Genomic DNA, 26,203 nt, shown 5'->3' on the forward strand with positions numbered 1-26,203 from the left:
ATGTTGGAGTTTGCCGAAGCACAGATTACCGAGCGGGAAACACTTTTTGTTGAAGTGATATTGCCTTTGGCTATCGCTAAAAACTATACCTACCGGGTTCCGTATGAAATGAACGACTCGGTTGTTGTTGGCAAAAGGGCGGTGGTACAGTTCGGTAAAAGCAAGCTCTACACTGCGGTTATCGCATCGATAAGCAAGCTTGCGCCCGAAAAATACGAAGCCAAGTATCTGCTTGAGATTCTTGACGAACACCCGGTAGTAACTACCGATCAGCTTCGCTTCTGGCAGTGGATGTCGGAATACTATATGTGCACACTGGGCGAGGTAATGAATGCGGCACTGCCATCGGCATTAAAACTGGCCAGCGAAACGAAAATTGTTCTTAATAAAGGTTTTGAATTCGACAGAACCCAGCTGCATGATAAGGAATTTTTAATTGTTGAGGCACTTGATATTCAGCCGGAGCTTACCATAAGCGACATCGCTAAATTACTTGGACAGAAAACGGTAATGCCAGTCCTGAAACTTCTGTTCGAGAAGAATATCATAAATATCTCTGAAGAAGTTAGCGAGCGTTATAAGCCCCGTACACGCAGTTTTATTACACTGAATGCTGTCTATCAAAATTCTGATAATTTAAGGGACCTGCTTGGTATCCTGGAGAAACGCGCACCCAAACAGGCCGACGCCGTGCTGGCCTACCTGAAACTGGCCCGTCATCAAAAAAGTATCCCGAAAACCGAACTTATTGAGGAAAGCGGGGCGGGAGCGGTAAGTATTAAGTCGCTTGAGGAAAAAGAAGTTTTCATCATTGAGGAAAAGAATGTAAGCCGATTATTTTTTGAGCAACAAGAACTTTACAGCAATTTTGAACTGAGCGATCAGCAGAACCTGGCGTTTGCTTCTGTCCGGCAGCAATTTGAGCAGATGGATGTGGTATTATTGCATGGGGTAACCTCATCCGGTAAAACACAGATATACATCAGGCTGATAGAAGAAATAATCAATTCGGGAAGGCAGGTGCTGTACCTTTTGCCCGAAATTGCACTTACCACGCATATTATCGAACGTTTGCGTGTTTACTTCGGGGCAAGCATTGGTATCTATCATTCAAGGTTTAATGATAATGAGCGTGTTGAGGTTTGGCAAAAAATACTCAACAACGAATATAAGGTAGTGCTCGGCGCAAGATCAGCGGTTTTCCTCCCTTTTGACAATCTGGGATTAATTATAGTTGATGAAGAACACGAAACCTCTTATAAGCAATTCGATCCGGCGCCCCGGTATAATGCCCGCGATGCAGCTATCTTCCTGGCCAATATGCAAAAAGGGAAAGTATTGCTTGGCTCTGCAACACCATCTTTCGAAAGTTACTATAATGCCCGTACCCACAAATATGGCCTCGTACAATTATCTGAAAGATACGGCGGGGTGAATTTGCCCGAAATTGAAGTGGTGAGCATAGCAACGGAAACAAAGCAAAAAACCATACAGTCGCATTTTACCAGCGTTTTGATGAACGACATCAATGCCGCGCTTGAAAAGAAAGAGCAGGTAATATTGTTTCAGAACAGGCGCGGGTATGCGCCTTTGCTTATTTGCAAAATATGTGCCTACACACCTAAGTGCATTAATTGCGATGTGAGCCTAACCTACCACAAAAGCAGCGGCAAATTACATTGTCATTATTGCGGATATAAGGAGGATGCGCCGAATATATGTCCTGCCTGCGGATCAACCCACCTGGAATATAAAGGCTTTGGCACTGAGAAAATTGAGGACGAACTTCAGCTGATATTACCCGATGCCCGCCTGGCCCGCATGGATCTGGATACGACACGTTCCCGCAATTCATTGCAAAATATCCTGAATGACCTGGAGGAGAAGAAAATAGACATATTGGTGGGTACCCAAATGGTTGCCAAAGGGCTGGATTTTTCGGACGTGACCGTTATCGGTATCATTAATGCCGATAGTCTGCTAAAGTTTCCGGACTACCGCGCCAATGAACGCAGCTTTCAAATGCTTTCGCAAGTGAGCGGAAGAGCCGGTCGACGCGGAAAGCAGGGCAAAGTAGTAATACAAACCTACGACCCTTTCCACCGCGTTATTAAGCAGGTGATTGAGAACAACTACCTCGATTTGTACCTTACTGAAATGGAGGAGAGGCGAAGCTTTAAATATCCGCCATTTTACCGCATTATTAACCTGGATGTTAAGCACAAAGATCCTGAAGTTGTAAATAACCAGGCCAATTACCTCGCTAATGAACTGCGTAAGCAATTTGATGACCGCGTTATCGGCCCCGAATCGCCATTGGTCAGCCGCATCCGGAATTATTATATCAAATCCATCATGCTTAAATTTGAAAAGGATGGTGTTTCCATTAATAAAGCCAAAGCGATCATTCGCGATGTAATTACACAGTTTCAAACTACCAAGCTAAGCAAGGGCAGCATTGTACAACCGGATGTTGACCCCTATTGATTTTATATATGAAACAGCACGATTATAAAGCAATCATCACCTGGACCGGGAATACAGGCAATGGCACTGCTGATTATCGCGGATATGAACGCAGCCATGAAATAAGTATTCCGGGTAAGCCCATAATCCCCGCGTCTTCCGACCCTTCTTTTCGCGGCGATAAATCAAGGTATAATCCGGAAGAAATGCTGGTGGCCTCACTATCATCCTGCCATATGCTCTGGTATTTGCATTTATGCAGTGTGGCTGGTGTGGTTGTTCTTGAATATTCAGACGAGGCAACAGGAATAATGACGGAAACGGCCGATGGTGGCGGTTATTTTAAAGAAGTTACGCTGCGGCCTAAAGTGACCTTGGCCGATAACACAATGATTGCAAAGGCAAATGAGTTGCACCACGAGGCGAATAAGAAATGCTTTATTGCTAATTCGGTTAATTTTCCCGTTCTGCATCGGCCGGTTTGCTTAGCCGGTAAATAAAAATGCTGGTTGTGACATAGGCGTCAAACAAGATTGAGACAAGCCGGAAAAAATATTTGCCGATAAATCAGGCAGATGACGGGCAAGTTAATTTTGACTACGGCCAAGTCGGAAATACTAATTAACTTAGCCTGGAAATGGCTCATAAGTACATAGATAATTACCGCGAACAGGGCGCCCGAAAGAAACTGGTTGAAGAATTACGTAAAAAAGGAATTGAAGACGAAAACGTACTGAAAGCCATTGGTACAGTAAGACGCCATTATTTTTTCGACGAAACTTTCTGGAACCAGGCTTATAAGGATATTGCCTTCCCGATAGGCGAGGGCCAAACCATATCTCAACCTTATACCGTGGCCTATCAAAGCCAGCTGCTTCACGTAAAAAAAGGCGACAAAGTGCTTGAGATAGGTACGGGCAGCGGCTATCAAACCTGTATATTGCTGGAACTTGGGGCTAAAGTTTACACCATTGAGCGCCAGGAGAAGTTATACAACCTTACCCGGCAGGTTTTGCCTCACATCGGCTATAAGGCTAACTTTTTTGTGGGCGATGGTTCCATCGGTATAGCCAAACATGCCCCATATGATAAAATTATTGTAACTGCCGGCGCGCCAACCGTACCGGATGTACTTTTAAAACAGCTCAATATCGGCGGCATACTGGTAATACCTGTTGGCGATGAAAAAACCCAAAAAATGGTAACCGTATTAAAAGTTGGCGAGAACGATTATGAGAAGATTGTTTTGGATACCTTCAGGTTTGTGCCGCTGGTAGGAGATAAGGCCTGGTAACAGCCCTCTATCCCCTAAGAGGGGAACGAAAGCGGGATAATTATGCTAACCGAAGCTTCCCTTTAGGGGGCTGGGGGTCTTACCGTTTCATCGCCCTGTCCATTTCAACCTTTGTGTCGCGCTCTTTCATGGTTTCGCGTTTGTCAAAAGTCTTTTTACCCTGGGCAAGCGCTATTTCCAGTTTCGCAAAACCGCGTTCGCTGATGAACAGAGCTAACGGAACTATTGTTAATCCTTTTTCTTCGCTGCGTACGCGAAGCTTTTTCAGTTCTTTTTTGGTGAGCAATAGCACACGGTCACGTTTGGCTTCATGATTGTAGAATGAACCAAAGCTGTATTCCGAAATATGCAGGTTACGTACATACAGCTGATTATTGATGAATGAACAAAAAGCATCATTGATGTTAGCCTTACCATCGCGGATGGATTTTATTTCAGTCCCCAGCAATTGTATGCCCGCAACGTATTTGTCAAGTATATGGTACTCAAAATAGGCCTTCTTGTTCTTAATATAAATATTCTGGTCCATCACCTGTTCCTGTTTAGCCTGCAAATATGCAAATTATTTTGCTTGCGACTTAACAACCAGCACGGGCACATTTACCATATGGCGAACGGAATTTACTGTTGTACCAAAAATTAAATCCTTCAAAGCCTTATGGCCATGCGAACCCATTACAATAAAGTCGATGTCGTTATCATTTACATATTTGGCAATTTCACTGGCTGCGCTGCCAAAGCCTATATGGGGTTTGGCTTTGTACCCAAGATCAGTTAATGTGGTTACATAAGTCTGCAGGTTGTCAACATCGCTTTGGGTTTCGTGGTCCATCACCTGTCCGCCGTAGTATCGGGCGCCTGCTGTCTCCACAACGTGCACCAGCGTATAGCGGGCCTTTTTACCGCCCTGCATAATGGCATTGCGAATGCACTCTGTATCATTCTTCGAAAAATCAATGGTAACTGCGATATCGTGATAACTAACCGGTTCCAGGGCAGTGATTTTTGAAGCAAGGCCGTGCGGTACACGTGCAGGCTCGTCATTATGCTTAAATAAGATCGGCCTGAAAAATACGTAGATTAAAAGCAAGCCTATGCCTGCCGCAATTGGTGTTACGAATATGTAAATCCAAACTGCCGAGTGCGGTGCGCCGCTTATCCAGTCGTTAATCTGGTCTATTACCAATTTCACATTTAGGGCCACGATTAAAATGGTGCTTGCCCAGGCAACTATTTTTGTTTTAAGGCTGATAGCGAACCTACCCATCCGCTTACGATTGGATGTAAAATGTACCAGCGGGATCACAGCAAAGCCTAGCTGAAGGCTCAAGACCACCTGGCTTAATATGATCAGGCTGCCGAGGCCCTTTTCACCAAAGTATATAATGGTAAACACGGCAGGCACAATTGCCAGTACCCGTGTGAGCAACCGGCGCAGCCACGGCTCAATACGCAAATTTATATGTCCCTCCATAATTATCTGACCTGCCAGTGTACCTGTAATAGTTGAGCTTTGGCCGGAGGCGATAAGTGCGATAGCAAAAAGGGTAGGGGCCACCTTCCCGAAAATATGTTCCAGCAACTTGTAAGCATCCTGAATTTCGGCAACCTCGAAATAACCATTCTTGAAAAATGCAGCAGATGCAAGTATCAGGATAGCTGCATTAACAAAAAATGCCAGGTTAAGCGCTATTGCTGTGTCAAACAGGTTAAATTTAATAGCCGATTTTATACCCTCATCAGAGCGGCTTATTCGCCGGGTCTGTACCAATGACGAATGAAGATATAAATTATGCGGCATAACCGTTGCGCCAATGATACCAATAGCTATATACAGCATGTTTTGACTCACCTTATCGCCCTTGAACAAGTTGGTTGGTATAAAGCCTTTAGCAATTTCAGCAACATCGGGCCCGGCAATAAACATCTCCAGTAAAAAAGATATTCCGATAATAAAGATCATCGACATGATGAATGCTTCCAATTTACGCATGCCTCTATTCATCAGGAACAGCATCAATACTGTGTCAGTAATAGTTAGTGATACGCCCCACAGCAACGGCAGGCGGAACAGCAATTGCAGGCCAATGGCCATACCGATTATTTCAGCCAGGTCGCAGGCGATGATTGCTATCTGAGCCAGTATGTAAAGGCAAAAGTTGACGAAACGCGGATAGGCATTTTTTGAGGCCTGGGCCAGATCGAGACCACGTACAATCCCAAGCCTTGCGGCTAATGATTGCAGCAGGAGGGCGATCAGATTCGAGGTAAATAATACCCAGATCAATTTATAACCGAACGCACTGCCACCGGCAATGTCTGTTGCCCAGTTGCCAGGGTCCATATAACCCACGCTTACCAGGTACGCTGGCCCGATGAAAGCGAGTACGCGTTTCCACCCGGTACGGTTTTCAGGATTGATCGAACTATGAACATTGGCTAATGAATTTTCGTTTCTGTTGCTCATAAGATTATCAGTAAATTATTAGCTACTTCCCGGCTTATTTGTATTGTCTTGTCATCTAATTGTAATACCATCGAATGGTCAAACTCGATGATCTCGGTAATTCTGATTTTTTTTCCAATGGTAAGTCCTTGTTTATCCAGGTACTGTAAAAACGCAGCCGAATGGTCGCGCACGCCACTTATAACACCGTTTATATCAATCCCGGCGCTTGAAACAGGCTTTAGGTCATGTGCTTTGAACTTGCCGTTGCAGTCGGGTATGGGGTCGCCATGCGGGTCGTATTTCGGGAATCCCATAAATTTATCCAGGCGGTCTATCAGTTCATTCGACGATATATGTTCCATTTCTTCGGCCATCTCATGCACCTCGTCCCATTTAAAATTAAGTTTTTCAACCAGGAAGAACTCCCACAGGCGATGCTTGCGGATAATGTTGATGGCAATTTTCTCGCCCGATGAGGTAAGCGTTACGCCCTGGTACGGCGTATAGTTGATAAGCTCCTTTTCTGCCAGCTTTTTTAGCATGTCGGTTACCGATGAGGCTTTTGTATTCAACAACGCTGCAAGCTGGTTGGTGCTAACGCTCTCATTATTTAACCCCAGGTGATAGATAGATTTAAGATAGTTCTCTTCTGCTAATGTATTCATTTAAGCAAATCTAATAAAAAATTTAGACACATCTAAAAAAATATTAAAAAGAATATATTTCGGCTAAAACTATTTTTCAAAAAATTTAATTTTGTTGAAGCAGGAAAATTATATATTTGCTCTTCAGATATGGCTACTGAATTAGACAAAACAGATTTGCAAATATTGCGGATATTGCAAGAGAACGGAAGGATTACAAACCTGCAGCTTTCAAACGAGATAGGGCTGTCGCCCGCTCCAACTTTGGAGCGTGTACGCAAACTGGAAAACGCTGAATATATTAAAAGTTATCACGCCCTGGTGGATGAGGAGAAACTAGGGTTAGGTATAAAAACCTTTATACAGATATCACTGGATTTTCACCAGAAAAATACTATCCAGACCTTTTTGGACGAAATACAAACGATTAAGGAAATTACCGAGTGCCATCACGTTACCGGCCAGTGCGATTTTCTGCTGAAGGTATATGTTCGTGATATCAAATCTTACGAGCAGCTTATTATGGAAAAGATCAGCCGCATAACAGTGGTTAAAACTTTTCAAACCATGATGATCATGTCTACCAGCAAAAAGGAGCCGATCGTACCGCTGGAATATTAGTTTGAAGATGTATTGAGTTGAAAATATCAATTGTTAATCCCCAAATCAGCACATCATCAAATCAATGTATTTGCCAGTCAATCGGGGTTCTGCCTTCTTTCTCAAGGTAGGCATTTGTTCTTGAAAACGGTTTGGAGCCAAAGAAACCCCTGTCTGCAGAGAATGGTGATGGATGAGGTGATTTAATGATATGATGCTTTGTCGTATCGATCAATTCTGCTTTTGCTTGCGCAAACGCTCCCCAAAGTATAAATACCAGACCTTCTCTTTCATCGGATAACTTTTTAATGACCGTATCGGTGAATTGCTCCCATCCGCGTTTTTGATGTGACCCGGGCGTATTGGCACGTACGGTAAGACTGGCGTTTAGTAACAGTACGCCTTGCTTTGCCCATTCAGTTAAATCGCCATGATTGGGTATGGTAAAGCCGGGGATATCTGTAACCAGCTCCTTATAAATGTTTCTTAATGAGGGTGGCGGCGTAATACCTTTTTGTACCGAAAACGATAAGCCATGTGCCTGGCGTTCGCCATGGTATGGGTCCTGCCCAAGGATAACTACTTTTACGTCATCAAACGGCGTAGTATTGAATGCATTGAAAATATCGCCGTTTTTAGGATAGACCGTGTGTCCGTCTCCCTGTTCTTTTTTTAAAAAATTTCTTAGTTCAGCCATGTAAGGTTTTTCAAATTCATCCTGTAAAACCTTAAGCCATCCGGCCTCCATATTTACCGCCATAAATATTTATATAGATGTTGATTTAGCGTACAAATTAACGGATATTTGCAACCTGATTTATAGAATATAAAAAGATGTCGAATATAATAAGGCTGATCATAGCCTGCGTAGTAATGGCGGGTGCAGTTGCACTATGTGTATTTGGTTTTTGGGGCTGGGGCATACTGGTGTTGTTTTTGGGAGGCTTTGTGCTGTTAAGCTATTTCTTTAACGAGAACATGCTTATAGCGCAATGGTTTTTGCGTAAGGAAAAATTGGAAAAATCTGAAGAGTGGCTCGCTAAAATTACAGATTACGAAAAACAACTGAACAAAAGACAATGGGGCTATTACAATCTGCTGATTGGATTGATTGAATCGCGCAAGGCGCCATTGAAATCAGAAAAATATTTCAAAAAAGCGCTTTCCCTTGGCATGAGCATGTCGCACAATGTAGCGCTTGCAAAAATAAGCCTGGCGGGTGTATCAATGATGAAGCATGACAAAGTGGGCGCCAAACGTTACCTGGATGAAGCGGCCAAGGATGATAAAAACAAGCTTCTGGCAGATCAGATAAAAATGATGAAAGGCCAGATGGGTCAGATGGATAAACAACAGGTAGTTAGGCGCGGCTATCGGCAGTTTTAACCAACCCAGTCTGTTACATGATATTCAGGCGTTCCGCAAACCGGAACGCCTTTTTACTTTTCCTCGATAGAGCTGTAATATTCCGGCTCCGACGAATGATTTACATGCGGAGCATAGTACCTGTCAGGCATGCCGTGGCTTACTTCTTCGGATGGATTAGCCACCTCAACCATTTTCAATAAGCTCCTGATAAACGATAAATTAAAATTGCTCCTGTTTAATTTAATCAGGTATTCGCTCTCGGTTATTTCTAATATAGAGTTAGTCATGATTTTGCATATTTTGTAGCATTGTAAAAGTAATTAACATATCAAATGCCAAAGTTTATTGCAAATTATGCTTTTATTAAAGAATTGTTAATAACGTTTGTTAACTAAAGGTTATTAAGCTAAATTAAAATTACAATTATGTAACTGTGTATCTGCAGTCCTTAACTGTCTTTTTTTTGTCATCGATAATGTCAATTTTCAGTCCCTGTTTGCGGCGAAATGCCCCGTATATGCTACACTCCGAACCCTTATGCAGCAATATCACCACGTTGATTTTTTTTATATTTACCTGCCCTTAGTACGAACCAGTTTTCTGAATTGAACGCGATGAAATTTTTATTCATGCTCTTTGCGGCTATGCTGATAGCCCCTTTCACTTATGCCCAGCTATCCACATCGAAATTATTTGGCAACCATATGGTACTGCAGCGAAATCATCCGGTACCGGTTTGGGGCCACAGCGACAAAAAAGCCAAGGTTACCGTCATCCTTAATGGTCAGGTAGTTTCGGCCAAAGCTGACGAGGCCGGTAACTGGAATGTCACGCTCCAGCCTATGAAAGAAGGCGGCCCGTATATGATGAATGTATCTTCGGGTAAAGAGATTTTATCCTACACCGATGTCATGGTGGGGGAGGTGTGGCTTTGCTCGGGCCAATCGAATATGGAATTCCAGTTGAAGAATGCGATGGGTTATATGCCTGAGCAGAAAGTTGCAGCAAATATGCCGGTACGTCAATTTCATGTTCCCAATAAGGTAAGCCTCACTCCTGAAAAAGATTTGAGCGGAGGCGAGTGGATAACTGCCTCATCAGGCACCGTTGGTGACTTTACCGCCGTAGGTTATTTTTATGCCAAACAACTTGCTCAGAATCTGCATGTGACTGTCGGACTGATCAATAGCAGCTGGGGAGGCACCGAAGCAGAGGATTGGATAAGCCATGAGGCGCTGGCTACTGACCCTGAACTAGCCTCCATTGCGGCGACATTGCCAAAAAATGCTGATGAATTGAATAAACGCAGTGACAAACGTTTGAAGGATTGGGCCTATAAAAACGGCGCCGTTACAAATTTTACAGCTGGTGACCTTGCTGCCAGGCCGGCGAATTTTTTTGATAACTGGCAGCATGGTAATGCGCCAGGCTCGTGGGAATGGATCGGAAAACTGTACTCATACCGCGGTACCGGTTTCATGCAGCGCACAGTTGGTCTGGACAGTGCTTATTCCTCTGTCAGTTCAATTATCTCGCTTGGCTCTACCGACGCGGATATGGCGGTTCATGTGAATGGCAAACAACTAAGCAAATCGCCTGCGGGGCCTGTCACGCAATATAATGTTCCGCCAGGCACCTGGAAGGGAGGTTTGAACAGCTTATTAATCAACTTGCAATCGGCCCAAAAAAACACATCCTGGTTCGGTACCGGACTTGCCGGAACGGGCGTAAATGATTTAAATATCCGCTTTGCCGACACGACCATTAACCTGGCTGACAACAACTGGCGGGTAATGCCGGATTTGAGCAAACCCTATCATTTCGATTTTTTGCCGAATAACACCGCGTCCGACTTATATAATAGTATGATAAATCCTGTTGTGCCCTATGCCATAGCAGGCGTTATATGGTATCAGGGCGAATCTAACGCAGAAAGGGCCTATCAATACCGCACCATTTTCCCATTACTGATTAATGACTGGCGCGCCAAATGGAAAGAGCAATTACCTTTCCTGTTTGTTCAGCTCGCAACATTCGGCACATCCCAAAACAGCAATTTCGGAAGTAACTGGGCCGAATTACGCGAGGCGCAGCAAATGGCCCTGCAATTGCCGAATACCGGCATGGCGGTAACCACAGATATAGGCGATCCGCTTAATATACATCCGCGGGACAAAGCCGACGTTGGGTACCGGCTCGCTGCCGTTTCGTTAAGCCAGGTTTATAAATTGCCCGGTTTTTTCCAAAGCCCGCTGTTTGTCTCGGCCGACTTTACCAACGGGGCAGCTGTAATTAGCTTCAGTCATGCGGAAAACGGCTTAATGGCGAAGGACAACTATGGGTATGTCAAAGGCTTTGAACTTGCCGGTGCCGATCATAAGTTTTACTATGCTGCGGCTGTAATTGTGGATGGCAACAAAGTCAGGGTTTCGAGCCCTAAAGTGCCAAAGCCGGTGGCCGTGCGCTACGGGTGGACAGATGCACCAATTGATGCCAATTTATTTAATATACAAGGCTTCCCGGTTAGCCCCTTCAGGTCTGACAACTGGAACGGGTTAACGTTCGGGCATAAGTTCGACTAAATAAGATGCGGCCCTTTAAATACTTGTCCCTCCGCTTTTAAGGTTTAGGACTTTTTTCTACTTTCGGGCTTTACTGATTTTCGCATTTTCCGGATCCAAATGGACAACATCGAACAATATATAGAGGCGCTTATTTTTGCATCGGAACAAAGCATTCGTACTGAGGAGATCATCTATTGTCTTCAATCTGCGTTCGGGCAGGATTTTAGTACAGAAGAGATACAATCGCATCTGGATAATATCGGTAACAAATATAAGGCGGACCGGTTTGCCATCGAACTTGTTAAAATCAGTAACGGTTACCAGTTCCTTACAAAAAAAGCTTATCACCAAATTATCAGTTTGTTGCAGGCACAGCGGTCAAAAAAGAAACTAAGCCAGGCTGCTTTAGAAACACTGGCGATCATCGCCTACAAACAGCCTGTAACCAAACCAGACATAGAGCAGATACGTGGTGTAAACTGCGACTATTCCATCCAAAAATTATTGGAAAAAGAGCTGATTTCCATAGCTGGTAAATCCGACGCCATCGGGAAACCTATACTTTATGGTACCAGTCCGTTGTTTATGGATTATTTCGGAATAAACGATATAAATGAGTTGCCGCAAATGAAAGATTTCGCAAATAATTCGATTTCGATAGGCGAACAGTCCGAATAATTTGACAATATTCTCAAGCACAGCCGGTAAATATTTTTTTTGAAATTGATGTTTTTAATGAAAATCATTTTGATTATTTTTACTAAGAAATAATTACGGCTGCGTGCTTTGCGTGCATTAACAATGAAAAAAGTTTTACTATAAAATTCATGGCAATGGGAACTCCAAAAAAACCTGTAACAAAGAAAGTTGAAAACACGGGCGAGGATGAAGATGATGACGATAGCATGCTTGATCAACAACCCAGGAAAAAGGTAGATGATGACGACGATGATTTTGACGGCCCTTTAGACGATTTGGGGTTTGAGAGTTACGGCGATGATGATGATGATGACGACGATTATTAATCTCTGAAATAAAGATCTACTTAAAGCATCCCGGCTTGGCTGCGGATGCTTTTTTATTGTCTAACCCCGTCAAAATTTATAATGATTATAACCGAAGTAAAGGATAAGGCGACCCGGAAAGCATTTTTAGACGTAGCACGAATAATTTATAGGAACGACGATGTTTGGGTTTGCCCGCTGGACAACGATATAGAGGCCGTATTTGACCCGGCCAAAAATAATTTTCATAACGATGGAAAATGCACCCGGTGGATTCTGACCAATGATAATGGGGAGCTTATCGGCCGTATAGCGGCTTTTATAAATAATAAAAAGGCCTACAATTATGAACAGCCTACCGGCGGTGTCGGCTTTTTTGAATGTATTAATGATGAAAAGGCAGCTTTTTTATTGTTTGATACTGCAAAAAAATGGCTTGCCGGAAATGGCATGCAGGCTATGGACGGCCCCATAAATTTTGGCGAGAATGATAATTTTTGGGGATTGCTTGTTGAGGGCTTTATACCCCCGTCCTACGGGATGAATTATAACCCGCCGTATTACCAGGCTCTTTTTGAAGATTACGGTTTTAAAACGCTGTATGCACAGATCACTAATCATTTAGATATACTCAAGCCATTTCCCCAGCGCTTTTACAAAATAGCCAAATGGGTTACCCAAAAGCCCGGTTATGAATTTAAACACCTTAAAGTATCTGAGCTCCAAAAATTCGCGGCGGACTTTATGGAAATTTATAACGATGCCTGGAAGGACTTTGAGAATTTTGTGCCGATTACACAGGCTACCATTGCCGAAAGTTTTAAAAAAATGAAGGCTATAATGGACGAGAACCTGATCTGGTTTGCCTATGTAAACAATGAGCCTGCCGCATTCATGATTATTTTGCCAGACGCTAACCCGATGATAAAACCGCTAAATGGAAAGCTTAATCTTATCGGAAAGCTTAAATTTTTATACTATAAGTGGAAGGGGGTTAACAGGATGCGGGCAATAGTTATGGGCACCAAGCAAAAGTTTCAGAACCATGGTATCGAGTCTGGGCTTTTTATTACGCTGGGCGAATATGTATTGCCGTTAAATCAATATACCGAGCTTGAATTATCGTGGGTGGGCGATTTTAACGAAAAAATGATCGCTATGCACAATGCTATGGGAGCTGTTTTTGCTAAAAAGCATTTAACTATGCGCTATATTTTCGATCAGCATTAATCCCCGGCGGATCAGCAGGTCACTTAATGATTTGAAAGCGAATTTGCTTCCAATTCCTCAAATTTCGTTTCAAGTCGCGAAAATTCCTATTTTTCGCTTCAGGCGGTTATTTTGTTGTGCCTCAATTCTTCGAACAATTCGATGACCTTTTTTTGCAGATCGATTACCTCAGTTTCGCGGTCCATCAGTTTTTTGTTGATAGTTTCCAGCTCGTTGATAACTTTCTGATCCTGCTCAGCATCTGTAAAGGTTAGCAGTTGAACTACGGACATCTCGAATAATGCGGCAATTTGCTCAAGCCGTGACAGATTGATGTCGGTAATACCGGTTTCAATTTTTGAAAAGGCAGGTATGGAAATATCTAATCTTTTAGCAACATCCTCCTGGCTCCATCCCTTTTGATGACGTAGTAACCGAATTTTTTTTCCGAGTGTCTTCATTTAGAGTTAAAGGTTAAAAGTTTTCGCGATAGTTAACAAAGTTACAATATTATCCAATATCTACCTAATTATCAAGTATTTTAAATAATATTTTATTTCCAAAAGAACTTAAGTTACCCTCCGCAAAAATCTACTATATTGATAATTATTATTTATAGCTAATATCGTTATTTTATATGACGTTCCGCTTCAAATAAAGCATATTTTTTATTTTAATAATAATACCGGTACTGCTGAACTTTCGAGCAACTGCTGCGAAATACTGGTGTGTAACAACGACTGTAAGAAGCTGTATTTATGCGGCAGCGCTATCACCATTTGCGCATCATGATCATGGGCAAAACCCAGTATGCCGTTTATAATATTGGAGTTATTAATAAAAAAATATCTTGGATGATATGCCTTTAGTGCATCAAACAGTGCGGTTTTTTCCGCCATTTTTTCCGCATCGCCGGCTTCCCCGTTGGCCTTACTGTCAATATTAACCACAAGCGGATTAAATTTACGGCGTTTCAGCAGGTTTATAAACGAGCCAAGAGGGGCTGCGTCGGTAACTTTCTCAAAATCGCACGCAACCACCACATTTTTTATATCTTCAATGTCGTACTTCGGCGGCACAACAACTACCGGCACCGGGCAAGCCTTGGCAATACGAATAACGTGGCTGCCTACACGGGCGTCGTCACGGCTGCTGTTCCCCTTGCTGCCCATTATCACCAGGTCGGCATGTTTTGCGGATACGTTTTCAACTACGGCCCGCAGCAAATGAGACCGGTTTAAATGGGTGCTTATTTTTACCCCTTCGCGAACTTTTTTCTCCAGCTTTTTCTTAAGGTTTTCGAGATTTCTCACCCGTTCGGCGGCATTTTCTTCTATCTGTTCTTCGGTAACCTGCACCATGTCTGCACTTGGCAGCATAGTTTCGTAAACTGACACATAATACGCATTTAAGAGGACAATGTGCTCAACTTCAGTCTGGTGCGTTAAAGCGGCAGCAAAGTCGGCGGCATGATTGCCCGCCGCTGAAAAATCTATCGGAACGAGATATGTCTTCATTTTAACGTAGAGCCGGTTGTTTCGAGTGTTTGACAGCCCCTGTTTTCTTCTTACTAATATACGAAAAAATACTTAACACTTTACATTACGTTAATGTAATTAACATAACTATTGTAATTGTTTATAACACAGCATCCCTTATATCATTCGCTTAATGAACTTTGCGGCAACCCAGTCCTTATCTTTTTTATGGCTCAAATAGGTAAGGCCGTTTTTGCCAGCTTCTTCAGTTATGATTTCCAGGTCAGGAGATTCATAAAACCCGCTGAAATAGATTTCGCCAAGTGGTTTTAGTACTGCGCAGTAGCGGTGCATCTGATCCAGCAGGATGTTCCGGTTGATATTCGCCAATATGGTATCAAATGTTTCATCAGGAATGGCTTCTTTTGAGCCGCAAATTGCGGTGATGTTAGCGATGCCATTCAGCTGGGCATTTTCTATGGTGCTCTCATAACAAACCGGGTCGTAATCAATTGCTGTTATTTCCTTTGCGCCCAGTTTCGAGGCCATTATGGCCAGGATACCTGTCCCGCAACCCATATCCAGCACCTTTTTACCTTTAAAGTCGTTGTCCAGCATCAGTTGCAGCATCATGGATGTGGTTTGATGATGCCCCGTACCGAAAGCCATTTTAGGATCAATCACTATCTCGTATGGGAATTCTGGCTTCGATTGATGAAAGGTGGCCCGAACATGTATCTGGCTGCCGATGGTAATCGGCTCAAAGTTGCTTTCCCATACCTCATTCCAGTTCTTTTGGGGTATCTCGGCAATTGTATAACTAAATTCAAACAAATCACTATAGCCGGCGAGAGCTTTATCAAGGGTTTTCTGATCAAAATCATCAGAGGGAATATAAGCTTTAAAACCGCCTTCAACTTCCTCGAAGGTATCAAAGCCGATCTCTCCCAATGTATCAATCAGCAAGTCCTGCTGGTAGTCTTCGGCAGGATTGGTAGTAAAAAGTATTTCTGTGTAATTCATTTTAAGATATGAGGTTGCCGCTTTTTTAGTCCACCAGGTACATTGTAAGCAAATTTACGGTCCAGTAAATTATCTGCACCAGTAAGAAAAATTCGGTTAATCCAATTAGATGGCTTGTTCCGGTGGCTTTGTCCCATATGGCGTAAGCAATTCCCAGTGAAAAGGTAAGACAGATAAAAAACAGGTCGACAATCAGGTTTACCCGGTCGGCAGCAGTTTTTCGCCGCAGCATGCGCCAAACAGGGTTTATTATCAGCAGTTGTGTGAGTACTGCTACCAGGTACATCAGCGGTAAAGTATAACGATAAAAAACAGTGAGACTAGTTATTTCTCCCAAGCCAATCTCCTTTAATTTGGAAACGATATTAAAGAAGTTGCGATTGATTGCAACCGAAAAAACCAAAAAACCAATAAATGGCGCGAAGAATATTTTCAGCAGTTTTTTCATAGGAGAGTCGGGAAGTCAGTAGAGTCCGAAAAGTCAGTAAAGGGAAAAGGCTTTAATTTTAAAATCTTCCTTTCTTTCGGACTCTACTGACTTTCCGGCTTTTCGGACTTAATTGAACACTTTTACGATATCGATAAAATCGCGCGATTTCAGGGATGCGCCGCCGATGAGGCCGCCATCAATATCGGCCTGGGCGAAAAGCTCAGGGGCATTTTTAGGGTTGCAGCTGCCGCCGTATAATATGGTGGTGTTATCGGCAACCTGCTGATTGTATTTCGCTGCGATCTCCTTGCGGATAAAAGCATGAATTTCCTGCGCCTGCTCCGAAGTTGCAGTTACGCCGGTACCTATAGCCCAAACAGGCTCATAGGCAATTACCAGCTTACTGAACTGTGCTTCGTCCAAATGGAAAATGCCTTCAACCAACTGGCTTTTTATAACATCAAAATGCTGGTTAGCTTCGCGTTCCTGCAAGGTCTCGCCAATACAGAAGATAGGGGTGAGGTCGTTTTTTAAAGCGGTATCTGTTTTTTTGGCCAACAATTCGTTGGTTTCACCAAAATATTGGCGGCGCTCAGAGTGGCCCAGGATCACATATTCAGCACCCACTGATTTGATCATTTTAGCCGAAACTTCGCCGGTGTAAGCCCCTGACTCGTTCTGATGTGCATTTTGTGCGCCAACACTTACGTTATGGTAGCCTTTGGCTAGCTGTACCAGGCTATGCAAATGGATGAACGGGCTGCAGATAATCGCTTGCTGCTTACCGGTAGCCTCGTCTTTAAACATATTTATAATTTCAGAAAACAGGCTTAGTCCCTCGTTATAGTCAAGATTCATTTTCCAGTTTCCGGCTACGATTTTTTTTCTCATTTTGTTAGTTTTAGTTGTAGTGGTTGTAAATGTTGTAGTTGGTTTTTGGTTATAGTAGTTGTAAGTGTTGCGGTGGTTGAAGTTTTGTTTTTATTTAATTCTTACAACCATTACAACTTCTACAAACTCTTCAATCCAATCAAAATCTCCTGTGTGCCTCCGTAAGGTCAAATACCGTTTGTAATATGTGTTTCTCGTTATCGTCGAAAGTGCGGTGCGGCCGCCGGGCAAATACGCGTTCGGCTGTATCGAACATTTTCTTGAGGGAATACACCTCGTAACCCTGCGCGCCGCCCCATGAAAAGTCAGGCACAAAATTACGCGGGAAACCGGCTCCAAAAATGTTTGCACTTACACCAACTATGGTACCCGTATTAAACATGGTATTGATAGCGCACTTGGAATGGTCGGCCATAATTAAGCCGCAAAACTGCAGGCCTGTTTTACGGAACCGCTGGGTGTTATAATCCCAAAGCTTTACATCATCGTAATTATTTTTCAGGTTCGAGTTGTTGCTATCGGCGCCTATGTTGCACCATTCTCCTAATACTGAATTGCCCAGGTAGCCCTCGTGGCCTTTTGACGAGTAGCCCCAGATGACTGCATTATTCAGTTCGCCGCCAACCCTTGAATAAGGGCCGACCGTAGTAGCTCCATATATTTTGGCCCCCATCTTCACCTGGGAATGCTCGCAAATAGCGAACGCTCCGCGAATGTGTGTGCCTTCCCAAACTTCGGTATGGGCTGCCAGGTAAATCGGGCCGTTGATTGTACTGAATGATGAGCACTCTGCTGTTGCTCCTTCTTCAGCAAAAAAATCATTGCCAATAATGGTATTCGTCGAACTGATTTCAGCGCTGGTACGGCCTTTGGTAAGCAGGGTGAAATCCTTACGCAGCTCTATGTCGTTTTTCCTGAAAATATCTTCAGGGAAACGGATGATTACGGGTGTAGTTTCTAAAGTAGTTACCGATGAAAAACCGGCTTTTGGATCAAAGTCTGCTGCTTCTGCGGCTGATAATTTTACAGCGATCAGTTGGTCGCCATATTTAAGGGCCTCACCGTTTCGCAATTTGTCAATGGCTTCCAGCAGGTATTCATCCGGGCAAACGGCGCCGTAAATAAATATATTGTCTTGTCCAGTTTTAAGCGGGAATTTTACCTCCAGCCACGACTGTGTTAAAAATGATGCAGGCTGATTCAAGTGCCTTGTCCATTTTTCGGCGATGGTGAGTATGCCTATGCGTAAATCGGCAACGGGCCGGGTAAATGTTAAAGGCAGAAGTGTTTGATGTGCGTTATCGTCGAATAAGATAATTGCCATGCTGCAAAAATAAAAAAAGTCCCCCGACGAACCGGGAGACCTGTAAATATTTTATAGAAAAAGCCAAATTACTTTTTGTTGTAACGGCTGCGGAATTTATCGATACGGCCCGCGGTGTCAACCAGTTTCATTTTACCGGTGTAAAAAGGGTGCGAGGTATGTGAAATTTCTAATTTAATCAGCGGGTAATCATTGCCATCTTCCCATTTTATGGTTTCACGGCTTTCGATGCATGATTTGGTTAAGAAAGCATAGTCGTTAGACATGTCTTTAAAAACAACTAACCTATAGTTTGATGGATGCAGATCTTTTTTCATTGCGTTATTACTTCTTTCTAATAAAAGAGGTGCAAATGTAGTAATAATTATTTAATAAGGAAACGTAATTTTAAAATAGTATGATCTGAAAAGTTGTTTAAATTCTGTTGCCTGATTTTGCGAGTTGTGCTTAAGCCATAGATTTTTCAGCCCACTGGACAAGCGCAGCAATGTCCGGGTGAGTCCGGCGCTATGCAGGTGAGCGTCATGTATGACGAACTACATATAACCGCTATCTGTCCTCCGCCTGGACTCACCCCGCCATCGCTTCGCCCGGCGACCCTCTCTTCGCTGCGCGGAAAGAGGGGAAGCTGCAATTTTTTAAAACGATGATATTCCAGGTTACCATATTCGGCAGGTAATAGATAGTACAGTCAGATATCATTTTTTTCAGCCCTCTTTACCGCCTGCGGAAGAGAGGGCAGGACAAGCGAAGCGATGTCCGGGTGAGTCCGGCGCATGCAGGTGAGTGCCATGCACGACTGATTGTGCATAACCGCCGCTTGTCCTCCGCCTGGACTCACCCCGCCATCGCTTCGCCCGGCGACCCTCTCTTCGCTGCGCGGATAGAGGGTGAGCTTCAACTTTTCAATCCGATGATATTCCGGTTGCCATATTTCACTAGATTGATGGTACAGTTAGGGACAAATTTTTTCAGCCCTCTTTACCGCTTGCGGAAGAGAGGGCAGGACAAGCGCAGCAATGTCCGGGTGAGTCCGGCGCTATGCAGGTGAGCGCCATGTATGGCTAATTGCGCGGAAAGAGGGTAAGCTGCAATTTTTCAATCCGATGATATTCGAGTTGCCATATTTCGGCAGGTAATTGATGGTATAGTTAGGTTTTTTTCAGCCCTCTTTACCGCTTGCGGAAGAGAGGGCAGGACGAGCGCAGCAATGTCCGGGTGAGTCGGGCGCCATGCAGGTGAGCGTCATGTATGATTATTGGCATAACCGCTATCTGTCCTCCGCCTGGACTCACCCCGCCATCGCTTCGCCCGGCGACCCTCTCTTCGCTGCGCGGAAAGAGGGTAAGCTGCAATTTTTCAATCCGATGATATTCCGGTTGCCATATTCAGCAAGTAATAGATAGTCCAGTCAGGGATGCAATTTTTTCAGCCCTCTTTACCGCTTGCGGAAGAGAGGGCAGGACAAGCGAAGCAATGTCCGGGTGAGTCCGGCGCTATGCAGGCGAGCGCCCTGTATGATTAATTGTCCATAACCGCCGCTTGTCCTCCGCCTGGACTCACCCCGCCATCGCTTCGCCCGGCGACCCTCTCTTCGCTTCGCGGAAAGAGGGTGAGCTACAATTTTTCAATCCGATGATATTCCGGTTGCCATATTTCACTAGATTGATGGTATAGTTAAGGACAAATTTTTTTAGCCCTCTTTACCGCTTGCGGAAGAGAGGGCAGGACGAGCGCAGCAATGTCCGGGTGAGTCCGGCGCTATGCAGGTGAGCGTCATGTATGATTATTGTGCATAACCGCTATCTGTCCTCCGCCCGGACTCACCCCGCCATCGGTTCGCCCGGCGACCCTCTCTTCGCTTCGCGGAAAGAGGGTAAGAATAATATGGATTGCAGTTTAACCATTAATTCTCCGAAAGCACTCGGTAAATAGTGTTTAGAACATCCTGGGTATCGTTAATTATATGTTCGTTTTTAAATCTTAGTATTCTTAAGCCCAATGCCTGTAATACCTGGTCCCTGTTTTTATCATACTCCTTTTTGAAATTATGAATAGGTCCGTCTGCTTCAATCACTAGTTTGGCTTTATGGCAGTAAAAGTCAGGAATGTAGTAAAGTCGTCTTCCAAATAAAGAGTCCACACAAACCGGATATTGTCTAAGAAATTTGTGGTCGAATAACTTGCGGTTTCGTAAATGGAACCATAAAATCTTTTCAGCTGGCGTTTCAAGTTGCCTTAATTCACGGCATAGATTAACAATTGATGGCATGGTTAAAGATATCATTTTTTTCAGTCCTCTTTACCGCTTGCGGAAGAGAGGGCAGGACAAGCGCAGCAATGTCCGGGTGAGTCCGGCGCATGCAGGTGAGTGCCATGCACGACTGATTGTGCATAACCGCCGCTTGTCCTCCGCCTGGACTCACCCCGCCATCGCTTCGCCCGGCGACCCTCTCTTCGCTGCGCGGAAAGAGGGTAAGCTGCAATTTTTTAATACGATGATATTCCGGTTGCCATATTTCGGCAGGTAATTGATGGTATGGTTAGGTTTTTTTCAGCCCTCTTTACCGCTTGCGGAAGAGAGGGCAGGACGAGCGCAGCAATGTCCGGGTGAGTCCGGCGCTATGCAGGTGAGCGCCGTGTATGGCTAATTGCCATATTTCGGCAGGTAATTGAAGTTATAGTTAGGTTTTTTTCAGCCCTCTTTACCGCTTGCGGAAGAGAGGGCAGGACAAGCGCAGCGATGTCCGGGTGAGTCCGGCGCTATGCAGGTGAGCGCCATGCATGATAAAAACTAAAGGTTTACAGGTACTTTACACTTTTTAAGGTGTAACCCTGTATTAAATACCTGATAATCAGTTTATTAAATGGTTTCATAGTGTTCAAGACTGTAAAGGTATTTTTTTACTAAAAAAATTAGCTAAACTTCATTTATTTCTTTATTTTTACATTTATAATAAAGAAATATATGGAAAATGAGATTATTACAGCAGATTACGCCGCCAGCAAAAAGAAGGTTGATGATGTATTAGCGTTGCAGAAGATAACCGCTGATGACTTGAGCAGCCTTACCAGGATGGAGCGCGACTACCTTTCTGAAACAATTACCGACAGTCTGAATAGCCTAAAAGGTGAGGAAAAAGACAATTTTCTTTGTAAGGTCGACGCAATTATTGCTCCAGCCTCCAAAAACCAATTCTGGGAACACAACCATCACCTGATAAGCGAAGCCATCAGCAGGCTAATGCGTCAGTACGGGTATATGCCTTCAAATAATGCCATTGCGAGGGAAACCGGTCTCAGTCGGCCAACTATTGTAAAACACCTGAAGGAGTATAAAACCAGTCCGGAGTTTGCGGCCGAAACGGAGCGGTTCAGGTTTATGACACCTAAACTGCTGGCCGCTGTTTACAAACGGGGCTGCGAGGGCGATATGAGGGCTGCCAAACTTTATTTTGAAATGACAGGCTCGCTAATAAAACAGCGCGCCGGTAACATCGTAAACAGCCAGAATAATTTTTTGCAGATAAACAACACCATATTGAGCGCGGAAACACTTCAAAAGCTGAGCTCTGAACAGCTAAACCAAATTGAACATATGATTAGGGAAATTGGGGATGCCCGGTAGCGAAACCGCGGTTTACTTGTATTCCGTTGCTCCAATATCAAAAGCATTACCTGCCGGACGCGTAGTATGATAATAATCAAACGTTACCCCGTATGAGGATGCGTCTTTGCCTGCGTCAATCAGCGGCGAAGATGGCAACAGGCGAAAATCACCGGCGCCATAATCAGCAAACTTGCAGGTGGTAATAGCTTTATTAACGTAGTTGTTTAACGAGGTCAGTTTAACGTCTGTGCTTTTTCTGAATACGGCTATGCCTGCCGTGTTGACGATGACATTGTTGATCACGGTATTCATGGGGATAGTTTCGGAGTTCAGCTTAATGCCGTTTGACACCGTGGTGATTATTGTGTTATTGATAAACCGGAAATCCGGGCCGGGCGTATATCTCGAGTCGGCGAAGATGCCATTATCCCCCGAATTGAGGACGATGTTGTTAAACACCAGGTTATCGCCAAGGCCAAGAACGATTATGCCATTGCCCGGCGCATTTTTTACCAGGTTGTTGTAGCATTTGCCGCCGGTACCTTCGCCTACCTGTATACCATTGTTCTGTCCGGGGCCAAAAGGAGAAATGCCCGGATATTTAACCGTATTGCCGTAAATCTCGCAGCCCGAAACTGCACTGCCCACCTGTATGCCTTCGCAGCCGGTGGAGTCGGTAAGGTTGTTGTATATTTTTGCATTTACCACATCACCCGGTAAAACCTTGCCGCAGGAGGCTGAAACGCCATCTGCATAAAAAGAATTGCCCACATAAAAGCCTTCGCCGCCGGTATTGTGTACGTAGTTATGGTGCAACAGAACGTTTTTCATGGTAAAATGACCGCGCTGTGTGGCTATCTCGCAGGTTGGGTCGGTTTTGGCCATCATACCGGCAAAACCGCTGTTGCGCACCTCTACGTTCTGAATTTCAAAGTCTGAGCTGAGGTCATCCAGGGTCATGCCGATATTGCCGCCATCAACCACAAAACCATATTTAATACCTGTAGCACCGTCGCCATTTACTTTAAAATATTGGCAGTTGGATGTTTTAAACGTGTAACCGGCGGTTTTAGCGGCGGTTAATACCACCTGTCCGCCCTTGTTAGTAATGATGATGGGTTTATCGGCTGTGCCTTTAAGATTTTTAAACAGTAGCGCGCCGCGTTTTCCGGCAGGGATACATATAACAGAACCCGGCGGTAATTTGGCGCCATCAACCTGCCATTCCGCAGGCTTCACTGTATACGTACAAGCTAAAGTTGGTTTGGTGGTATCCGTTGGGTTAGTGGGTTGAGTAGCGGATGTCGTATCGCCTGCCGGGTTGCCAATCTCCATCCTCGCGGCTTTTTTGGAACAGGATGTAAATGATAATAGGAGCATGATCAATACCAATCCGTTTATCACTTTTTTCCAGTTCATCATTCTTAAATTGTTGGTCGCGAAAAGCCGCTTTAAACTGTTATACGCTTTTTTTTACGCATTGTTGTCCAATACCTAAAGGAGGCTTAAATAGATTTTTAAATTTCCCGGATCATCGTTTATCGCCTGAATCCCGATTTTTTAGGTTTTCAGATCACCTGGGTTAACCCGCTACAATCCGTCAATCGTTTAATCCCCGGCATCCTGGTTTAGATAATAGCGTTAGGGATAGAAGCGGATACCAGCCTGTGGCTAAGGCCTGTGCAGTATGAGCGGATAGCCCGGCCGCAGGCAACGCCCGTATTTTAATGAAGTAATGTTAGCCTTCAGACAGATATCTTTTCCATGCTTTGGCTATTTCTTTAAAATCACTCGTTGGCAGAGTAAAATCAGGTGTTTTATTAGCTAAATCAGAATAAAATTCAGCATAATCCTGATTAATTTTCACTTCTATTGAGCTTTCAGAGGTAATATATCTCTGTTCTTCTCGTCCACTCAAAACATCATATATATCTTAGTATGAGTTATCAACGATGTCCGGCGTAGGGTAATCAGTCATGAATTGATCGGATATTGGATTGCCTGACTCAAGCGATTTATGACATTTATCAAATATTGGTTTCAAGTAAAATTTCACGGTATGTTTTCCGATGGCCTTTCATACTATCTCCTGGCACAACTCCACCAGCACCCCATTTGCACTCTTAGGATGCACAAAACAAACCAGCTTATTATCAGCTCCCTTTTTCGGCTCTTCATTTAATAAAACAAAGCCTTCTGCTTTCAAACGGGCCATTTCGGCATGGATGTCATCCACATCGAAAGCGATATGATGTATGCCTTCTCCCTTTTTTGTGATGAATTTAGCGATCGGGCTATCCGGGTTGGTGGCTTCGAGTAACTCAATTTTATTAGGACCGTTTTGCAGAAAGGCGGTTTTAACGCCTTCGCTAGCTACTTCTTCAATTTTATAAATCGCAGTACTAAGCAGTTTCTGGTAAATATTCCCTGCTGCTTCCAGGCTGTTTACCGCTATGCCGATGTGCTCGATCTTATTCATGTCCAAATATTGTAAATTAATGCGGTTTGAATTTCAGGTTGGCGTTATTTTGAATGATTTTAAATAAAAGTTTCCCTATCTTTGTAGTCGTTAATTTTATTGACTTATGAATCTTCCGATATATTTAGATAACAACGCCACAACCCCGATGGATCCGCGGGTGCTGGAAGCTATGCTGCCTTATTTCACTTCGAAATTCGGCAACGCTGCAAGCCGCAATCACGCTTTCGGCTGGGTGGCCGAAGAAGCTGTTGATTATGCACGCGAGCAGGTAGCCAAATTGATTGGCGCAAGCGAAAAAGAAATTATCTTCACATCGGGTGCTACTGAATCAGACAACCTGGCTATCAAAGGCGTGTTTGAAATGTACAAAGAGAAAGGTAACCACATCATCACTACGGTTACCGAACATAAAGCAGTACTTGACGCTTGTAAGCACGTTGAAAAACTTGGCGGTAAGGTTACTTACCTCCCTGTTAAAGAAGACGGACTTATCGACCTGGCAGAACTTGAAGCTGCTATGACCCCCGAGACCATCCTGGTATCGGTTATGTATGGTAATAACGAGATTGGCGTTATACAGCCCATTAAAGAAATTTCGGCAATTGCCCACAAGCACGGCGCATTGTTTATGACGGATGCTGTACAGGCGGTTGGTAAAATACCGGTTGATGTAAACCGCGACGGCATTGATTTGCTGGCGCTGTCGGCGCACAAAATATATGGCCCTAAAGGTGTTGGCGCTTTATACGTACGCCGTAAAGGTCCGCGTGTTAAAGTTACTGCCCAGATGGACGGCGGCGGCCACGAGCGCGGCATGCGTTCAGGTACCTTAAATGTACCAGGTATCGTTGGCTTGGGTAAAGCCTGCGAGTTATGCGCACAGGAAATGGAAAGCGAAGCAAAACGCTTATCAGCTTTGCGCGATAAATTACAAGCAGCGTTAACAGTGTTGGAAGAAAGCTATGTAAACGGCAATATTGAACACCGCTTACCGCATGTGGCAAACATTTCTTTCAAATATGTAGAAGGTGAAGGATTAATGATGGCGATGAAGGATTTGGCGGTATCATCAGGTTCGGCTTGTACTTCGGCCTCTTTGGAGCCATCTTACGTGCTGAAGGCTTTAGGTTTGTCTGACGACTTGGCGCATTCTTCTATCCGTTTTGGCTTAGGCCGGTTCACTACCGAAGAGGAAGTAGACTACGCTATAGAAGTAACCAAAAAGGCAGTAACCCACCTGCGTGAGCTTTCTCCGCTATGGGAAATGTTTAAAGAGGGTATCGACCTGAACTCGATAGAGTGGGCGGAGCATTAATTGATTTCGGAGGCCGGATTTTCGATTTCGGATTTAATGATCCGGAAGAGAA

The 26,203-nt window shown here is 44.0% G+C and carries 29 protein-coding genes; 12 read left to right on the forward strand and 17 right to left on the reverse strand.

Features of this window, described 5'->3' with window-relative positions:
• The 3 genes from priA (at position 1) to Q3W13_RS02775 (ending at position 3,760) form a co-directional block, all read left to right on the forward strand.
• The gene (gene priA / locus Q3W13_RS02765; protein ID WP_302861164.1) at positions 1-2,487 is read left to right on the forward strand and encodes a primosomal protein N'; all 2,487 of its coding nucleotides are present in this window, start codon (positions 1-3) and stop codon (positions 2,485-2,487) included.
• A gap of 8 nt (positions 2,488-2,495) precedes the next feature.
• Positions 2,496-2,966 (forward strand): OsmC family protein, encoded by a 471-nt coding sequence (locus Q3W13_RS02770; protein ID WP_302861165.1) that lies wholly within the window; start codon positions 2,496-2,498, stop codon positions 2,964-2,966.
• 137 nt (positions 2,967-3,103) lie between these two features.
• A complete protein-coding gene (locus tag Q3W13_RS02775) occupies positions 3,104-3,760 on the forward strand; it encodes a protein-L-isoaspartate(D-aspartate) O-methyltransferase (RefSeq protein ID WP_302861166.1) in 657 nt (218 codons plus the stop codon).
• A gap of 79 nt (positions 3,761-3,839) precedes the next feature.
• Here Q3W13_RS02775 and smpB read toward each other — a convergent pair whose 3' ends face one another.
• From smpB to Q3W13_RS02790, 3 genes are read right to left on the reverse strand one after another with little or no spacing between them, the layout of a single operon-like run.
• Positions 3,840-4,313: an SsrA-binding protein SmpB gene (smpB, locus tag Q3W13_RS02780; protein WP_302861167.1), complete on the reverse strand. Its 474-nt coding sequence runs from the start codon at positions 4,311-4,313 to the stop codon at positions 3,840-3,842.
• 9 nt (positions 4,314-4,322) lie between these two features.
• Positions 4,323-6,227, reverse strand: a complete 1,905-nt coding sequence (locus Q3W13_RS02785; protein ID WP_302861168.1) for an Nramp family divalent metal transporter — start codon at positions 6,225-6,227, stop codon at positions 4,323-4,325.
• Complete coding sequence (locus Q3W13_RS02790) at positions 6,224-6,874, reverse strand: metal-dependent transcriptional regulator (RefSeq protein WP_302861169.1); 651 nt, start codon at positions 6,872-6,874, stop codon at positions 6,224-6,226. The genes Q3W13_RS02785 and Q3W13_RS02790 overlap by 4 nt, the downstream gene beginning before the upstream one ends.
• 129 nt (positions 6,875-7,003) lie before the next feature.
• On the opposite strand from Q3W13_RS02790, the gene Q3W13_RS02795 reads away from it, so the two are divergent.
• A complete protein-coding gene (locus tag Q3W13_RS02795) occupies positions 7,004-7,474 on the forward strand; it encodes an Lrp/AsnC family transcriptional regulator (RefSeq protein WP_302861170.1) in 471 nt (156 codons plus the stop codon).
• Positions 7,475-7,535: 61 nt separating this feature from the next.
• Here Q3W13_RS02795 and ung read toward each other — a convergent pair whose 3' ends face one another.
• Complete coding sequence (gene ung, locus Q3W13_RS02800; protein ID WP_302861171.1) at positions 7,536-8,213, reverse strand: uracil-DNA glycosylase; 678 nt, start codon at positions 8,211-8,213, stop codon at positions 7,536-7,538.
• Between the two features lie 74 nt (positions 8,214-8,287).
• Here ung and Q3W13_RS02805 point away from each other — a divergent pair, with 74 nt between their 5' ends.
• Positions 8,288-8,839 carry a DUF2892 domain-containing protein gene (locus Q3W13_RS02805; RefSeq protein WP_302861172.1) on the forward strand — a complete coding sequence of 184 codons (552 nt, stop codon included), beginning with the start codon at positions 8,288-8,290 and terminating at the stop codon, positions 8,837-8,839.
• Between the two features lie 53 nt (positions 8,840-8,892).
• Here Q3W13_RS02805 and Q3W13_RS02810 read toward each other — a convergent pair whose 3' ends face one another.
• Entirely contained in the window at positions 8,893-9,108 is a 216-nt protein-coding gene (locus Q3W13_RS02810) for a hypothetical protein (protein ID WP_302861173.1), read from the reverse strand.
• A 327-nt stretch (positions 9,109-9,435) separates the two neighbouring features.
• On the opposite strand from Q3W13_RS02810, the gene Q3W13_RS02815 reads away from it, so the two are divergent.
• From Q3W13_RS02815 to Q3W13_RS02830, 4 genes are all read left to right on the forward strand, one after another.
• On the forward strand, positions 9,436-11,403 hold the full coding sequence (locus Q3W13_RS02815) for a sialate O-acetylesterase (protein ID WP_302861174.1): 1,968 nt from the start codon (positions 9,436-9,438) through the stop codon (positions 11,401-11,403).
• A 99-nt stretch (positions 11,404-11,502) separates the two neighbouring features.
• Positions 11,503-12,063 carry an SMC-Scp complex subunit ScpB gene (scpB, locus tag Q3W13_RS02820; protein WP_302861175.1) on the forward strand — a complete coding sequence of 187 codons (561 nt, stop codon included), beginning with the start codon at positions 11,503-11,505 and terminating at the stop codon, positions 12,061-12,063.
• 155 nt (positions 12,064-12,218) lie between these two features.
• Complete coding sequence (locus Q3W13_RS02825; RefSeq protein WP_302861176.1) at positions 12,219-12,410, forward strand: hypothetical protein; 192 nt, start codon at positions 12,219-12,221, stop codon at positions 12,408-12,410.
• An 81-nt stretch (positions 12,411-12,491) separates the two neighbouring features.
• Positions 12,492-13,619, forward strand: a complete 1,128-nt coding sequence (locus Q3W13_RS02830; RefSeq protein ID WP_302861177.1) for a GNAT family N-acetyltransferase — start codon at positions 12,492-12,494, stop codon at positions 13,617-13,619.
• 98 nt (positions 13,620-13,717) lie between these two features.
• Here the strand turns inward: Q3W13_RS02830 and Q3W13_RS02835 are convergent, their stop codons facing one another.
• The 9 genes from Q3W13_RS02835 to Q3W13_RS02875 form a co-directional block, all read right to left on the reverse strand.
• Positions 13,718-14,059: a helix-turn-helix domain-containing protein gene (locus Q3W13_RS02835; RefSeq protein ID WP_252789506.1), complete on the reverse strand. Its 342-nt coding sequence runs from the start codon at positions 14,057-14,059 to the stop codon at positions 13,718-13,720.
• Positions 14,060-14,266: 207 nt separating this feature from the next.
• Positions 14,267-15,115, reverse strand: coding sequence for a universal stress protein (locus Q3W13_RS02840; protein WP_302861178.1), 849 nt, complete (start codon positions 15,113-15,115; stop codon positions 14,267-14,269).
• Positions 15,116-15,253: 138 nt separating this feature from the next.
• On the reverse strand, positions 15,254-16,099 hold the full coding sequence (gene prmA, locus Q3W13_RS02845; protein ID WP_302861179.1) for a 50S ribosomal protein L11 methyltransferase: 846 nt from the start codon (positions 16,097-16,099) through the stop codon (positions 15,254-15,256).
• A 25-nt stretch (positions 16,100-16,124) separates the two neighbouring features.
• Positions 16,125-16,547 (reverse strand): hypothetical protein, encoded by a 423-nt coding sequence (locus tag Q3W13_RS02850; protein ID WP_302861180.1) that lies wholly within the window; start codon positions 16,545-16,547, stop codon positions 16,125-16,127.
• Between the two features lie 108 nt (positions 16,548-16,655).
• Positions 16,656-17,420 (reverse strand): triose-phosphate isomerase, encoded by a 765-nt coding sequence (tpiA, locus tag Q3W13_RS02855; RefSeq protein WP_302861181.1) that lies wholly within the window; start codon positions 17,418-17,420, stop codon positions 16,656-16,658.
• 139 nt (positions 17,421-17,559) lie between these two features.
• Positions 17,560-18,744, reverse strand: coding sequence for a putative sugar nucleotidyl transferase (locus Q3W13_RS02860; protein ID WP_302861182.1), 1,185 nt, complete (start codon positions 18,742-18,744; stop codon positions 17,560-17,562).
• A gap of 68 nt (positions 18,745-18,812) precedes the next feature.
• Positions 18,813-19,061, reverse strand: a complete 249-nt coding sequence (locus Q3W13_RS02865) for a type B 50S ribosomal protein L31 (protein ID WP_302861183.1) — start codon at positions 19,059-19,061, stop codon at positions 18,813-18,815.
• A 253-nt stretch (positions 19,062-19,314) separates the two neighbouring features.
• Complete coding sequence (locus tag Q3W13_RS02870) at positions 19,315-19,446, reverse strand: hypothetical protein (protein ID WP_302861184.1); 132 nt, start codon at positions 19,444-19,446, stop codon at positions 19,315-19,317.
• Between the two features lie 1,204 nt (positions 19,447-20,650).
• Positions 20,651-21,031 (reverse strand): endonuclease domain-containing protein, encoded by a 381-nt coding sequence (locus tag Q3W13_RS02875; RefSeq protein WP_368077616.1) that lies wholly within the window; start codon positions 21,029-21,031, stop codon positions 20,651-20,653.
• Between Q3W13_RS02875 and Q3W13_RS02880 the strand changes: the two genes are divergently transcribed.
• Together Q3W13_RS02880 and Q3W13_RS02885 are read left to right on the forward strand one after the other, a co-directional pair.
• Positions 21,015-21,275, forward strand: coding sequence for a hypothetical protein (locus Q3W13_RS02880; protein WP_302861186.1), 261 nt, complete (start codon positions 21,015-21,017; stop codon positions 21,273-21,275). The two genes, Q3W13_RS02875 and Q3W13_RS02880, sit on opposite strands and share 17 nt — an antisense overlap.
• A 437-nt stretch (positions 21,276-21,712) precedes the next feature.
• Positions 21,713-22,372: a hypothetical protein gene (locus Q3W13_RS02885; RefSeq protein WP_302861187.1), complete on the forward strand. Its 660-nt coding sequence runs from the start codon at positions 21,713-21,715 to the stop codon at positions 22,370-22,372.
• Between the two features lie 12 nt (positions 22,373-22,384).
• On the opposite strand, the gene Q3W13_RS02890 is transcribed toward Q3W13_RS02885, so the two are convergent.
• From Q3W13_RS02890 to mce, 3 genes are all read right to left on the reverse strand, one after another.
• Positions 22,385-23,776, reverse strand: a complete 1,392-nt coding sequence (locus Q3W13_RS02890; RefSeq protein ID WP_302861188.1) for a right-handed parallel beta-helix repeat-containing protein — start codon at positions 23,774-23,776, stop codon at positions 22,385-22,387.
• Between the two features lie 316 nt (positions 23,777-24,092).
• The gene (locus tag Q3W13_RS02895; RefSeq protein ID WP_302861189.1) at positions 24,093-24,272 is read right to left on the reverse strand and encodes a hypothetical protein; all 180 of its coding nucleotides are present in this window, start codon (positions 24,270-24,272) and stop codon (positions 24,093-24,095) included.
• A gap of 159 nt (positions 24,273-24,431) precedes the next feature.
• Positions 24,432-24,833: a methylmalonyl-CoA epimerase gene (gene mce, locus Q3W13_RS02900; protein ID WP_302861190.1), complete on the reverse strand. Its 402-nt coding sequence runs from the start codon at positions 24,831-24,833 to the stop codon at positions 24,432-24,434.
• 106 nt (positions 24,834-24,939) lie between these two features.
• Here mce and Q3W13_RS02905 point away from each other — a divergent pair, with 106 nt between their 5' ends.
• On the forward strand, positions 24,940-26,151 hold the full coding sequence (locus tag Q3W13_RS02905) for an IscS subfamily cysteine desulfurase (protein WP_302861191.1): 1,212 nt from the start codon (positions 24,940-24,942) through the stop codon (positions 26,149-26,151).
• Positions 26,152-26,203 lie beyond the last annotated feature (52 nt).

This window comes from Mucilaginibacter sp. L3T2-6 (assembly GCF_030519355.1).
Taxonomy (GTDB): domain Bacteria; phylum Bacteroidota; class Bacteroidia; order Sphingobacteriales; family Sphingobacteriaceae; genus Mucilaginibacter.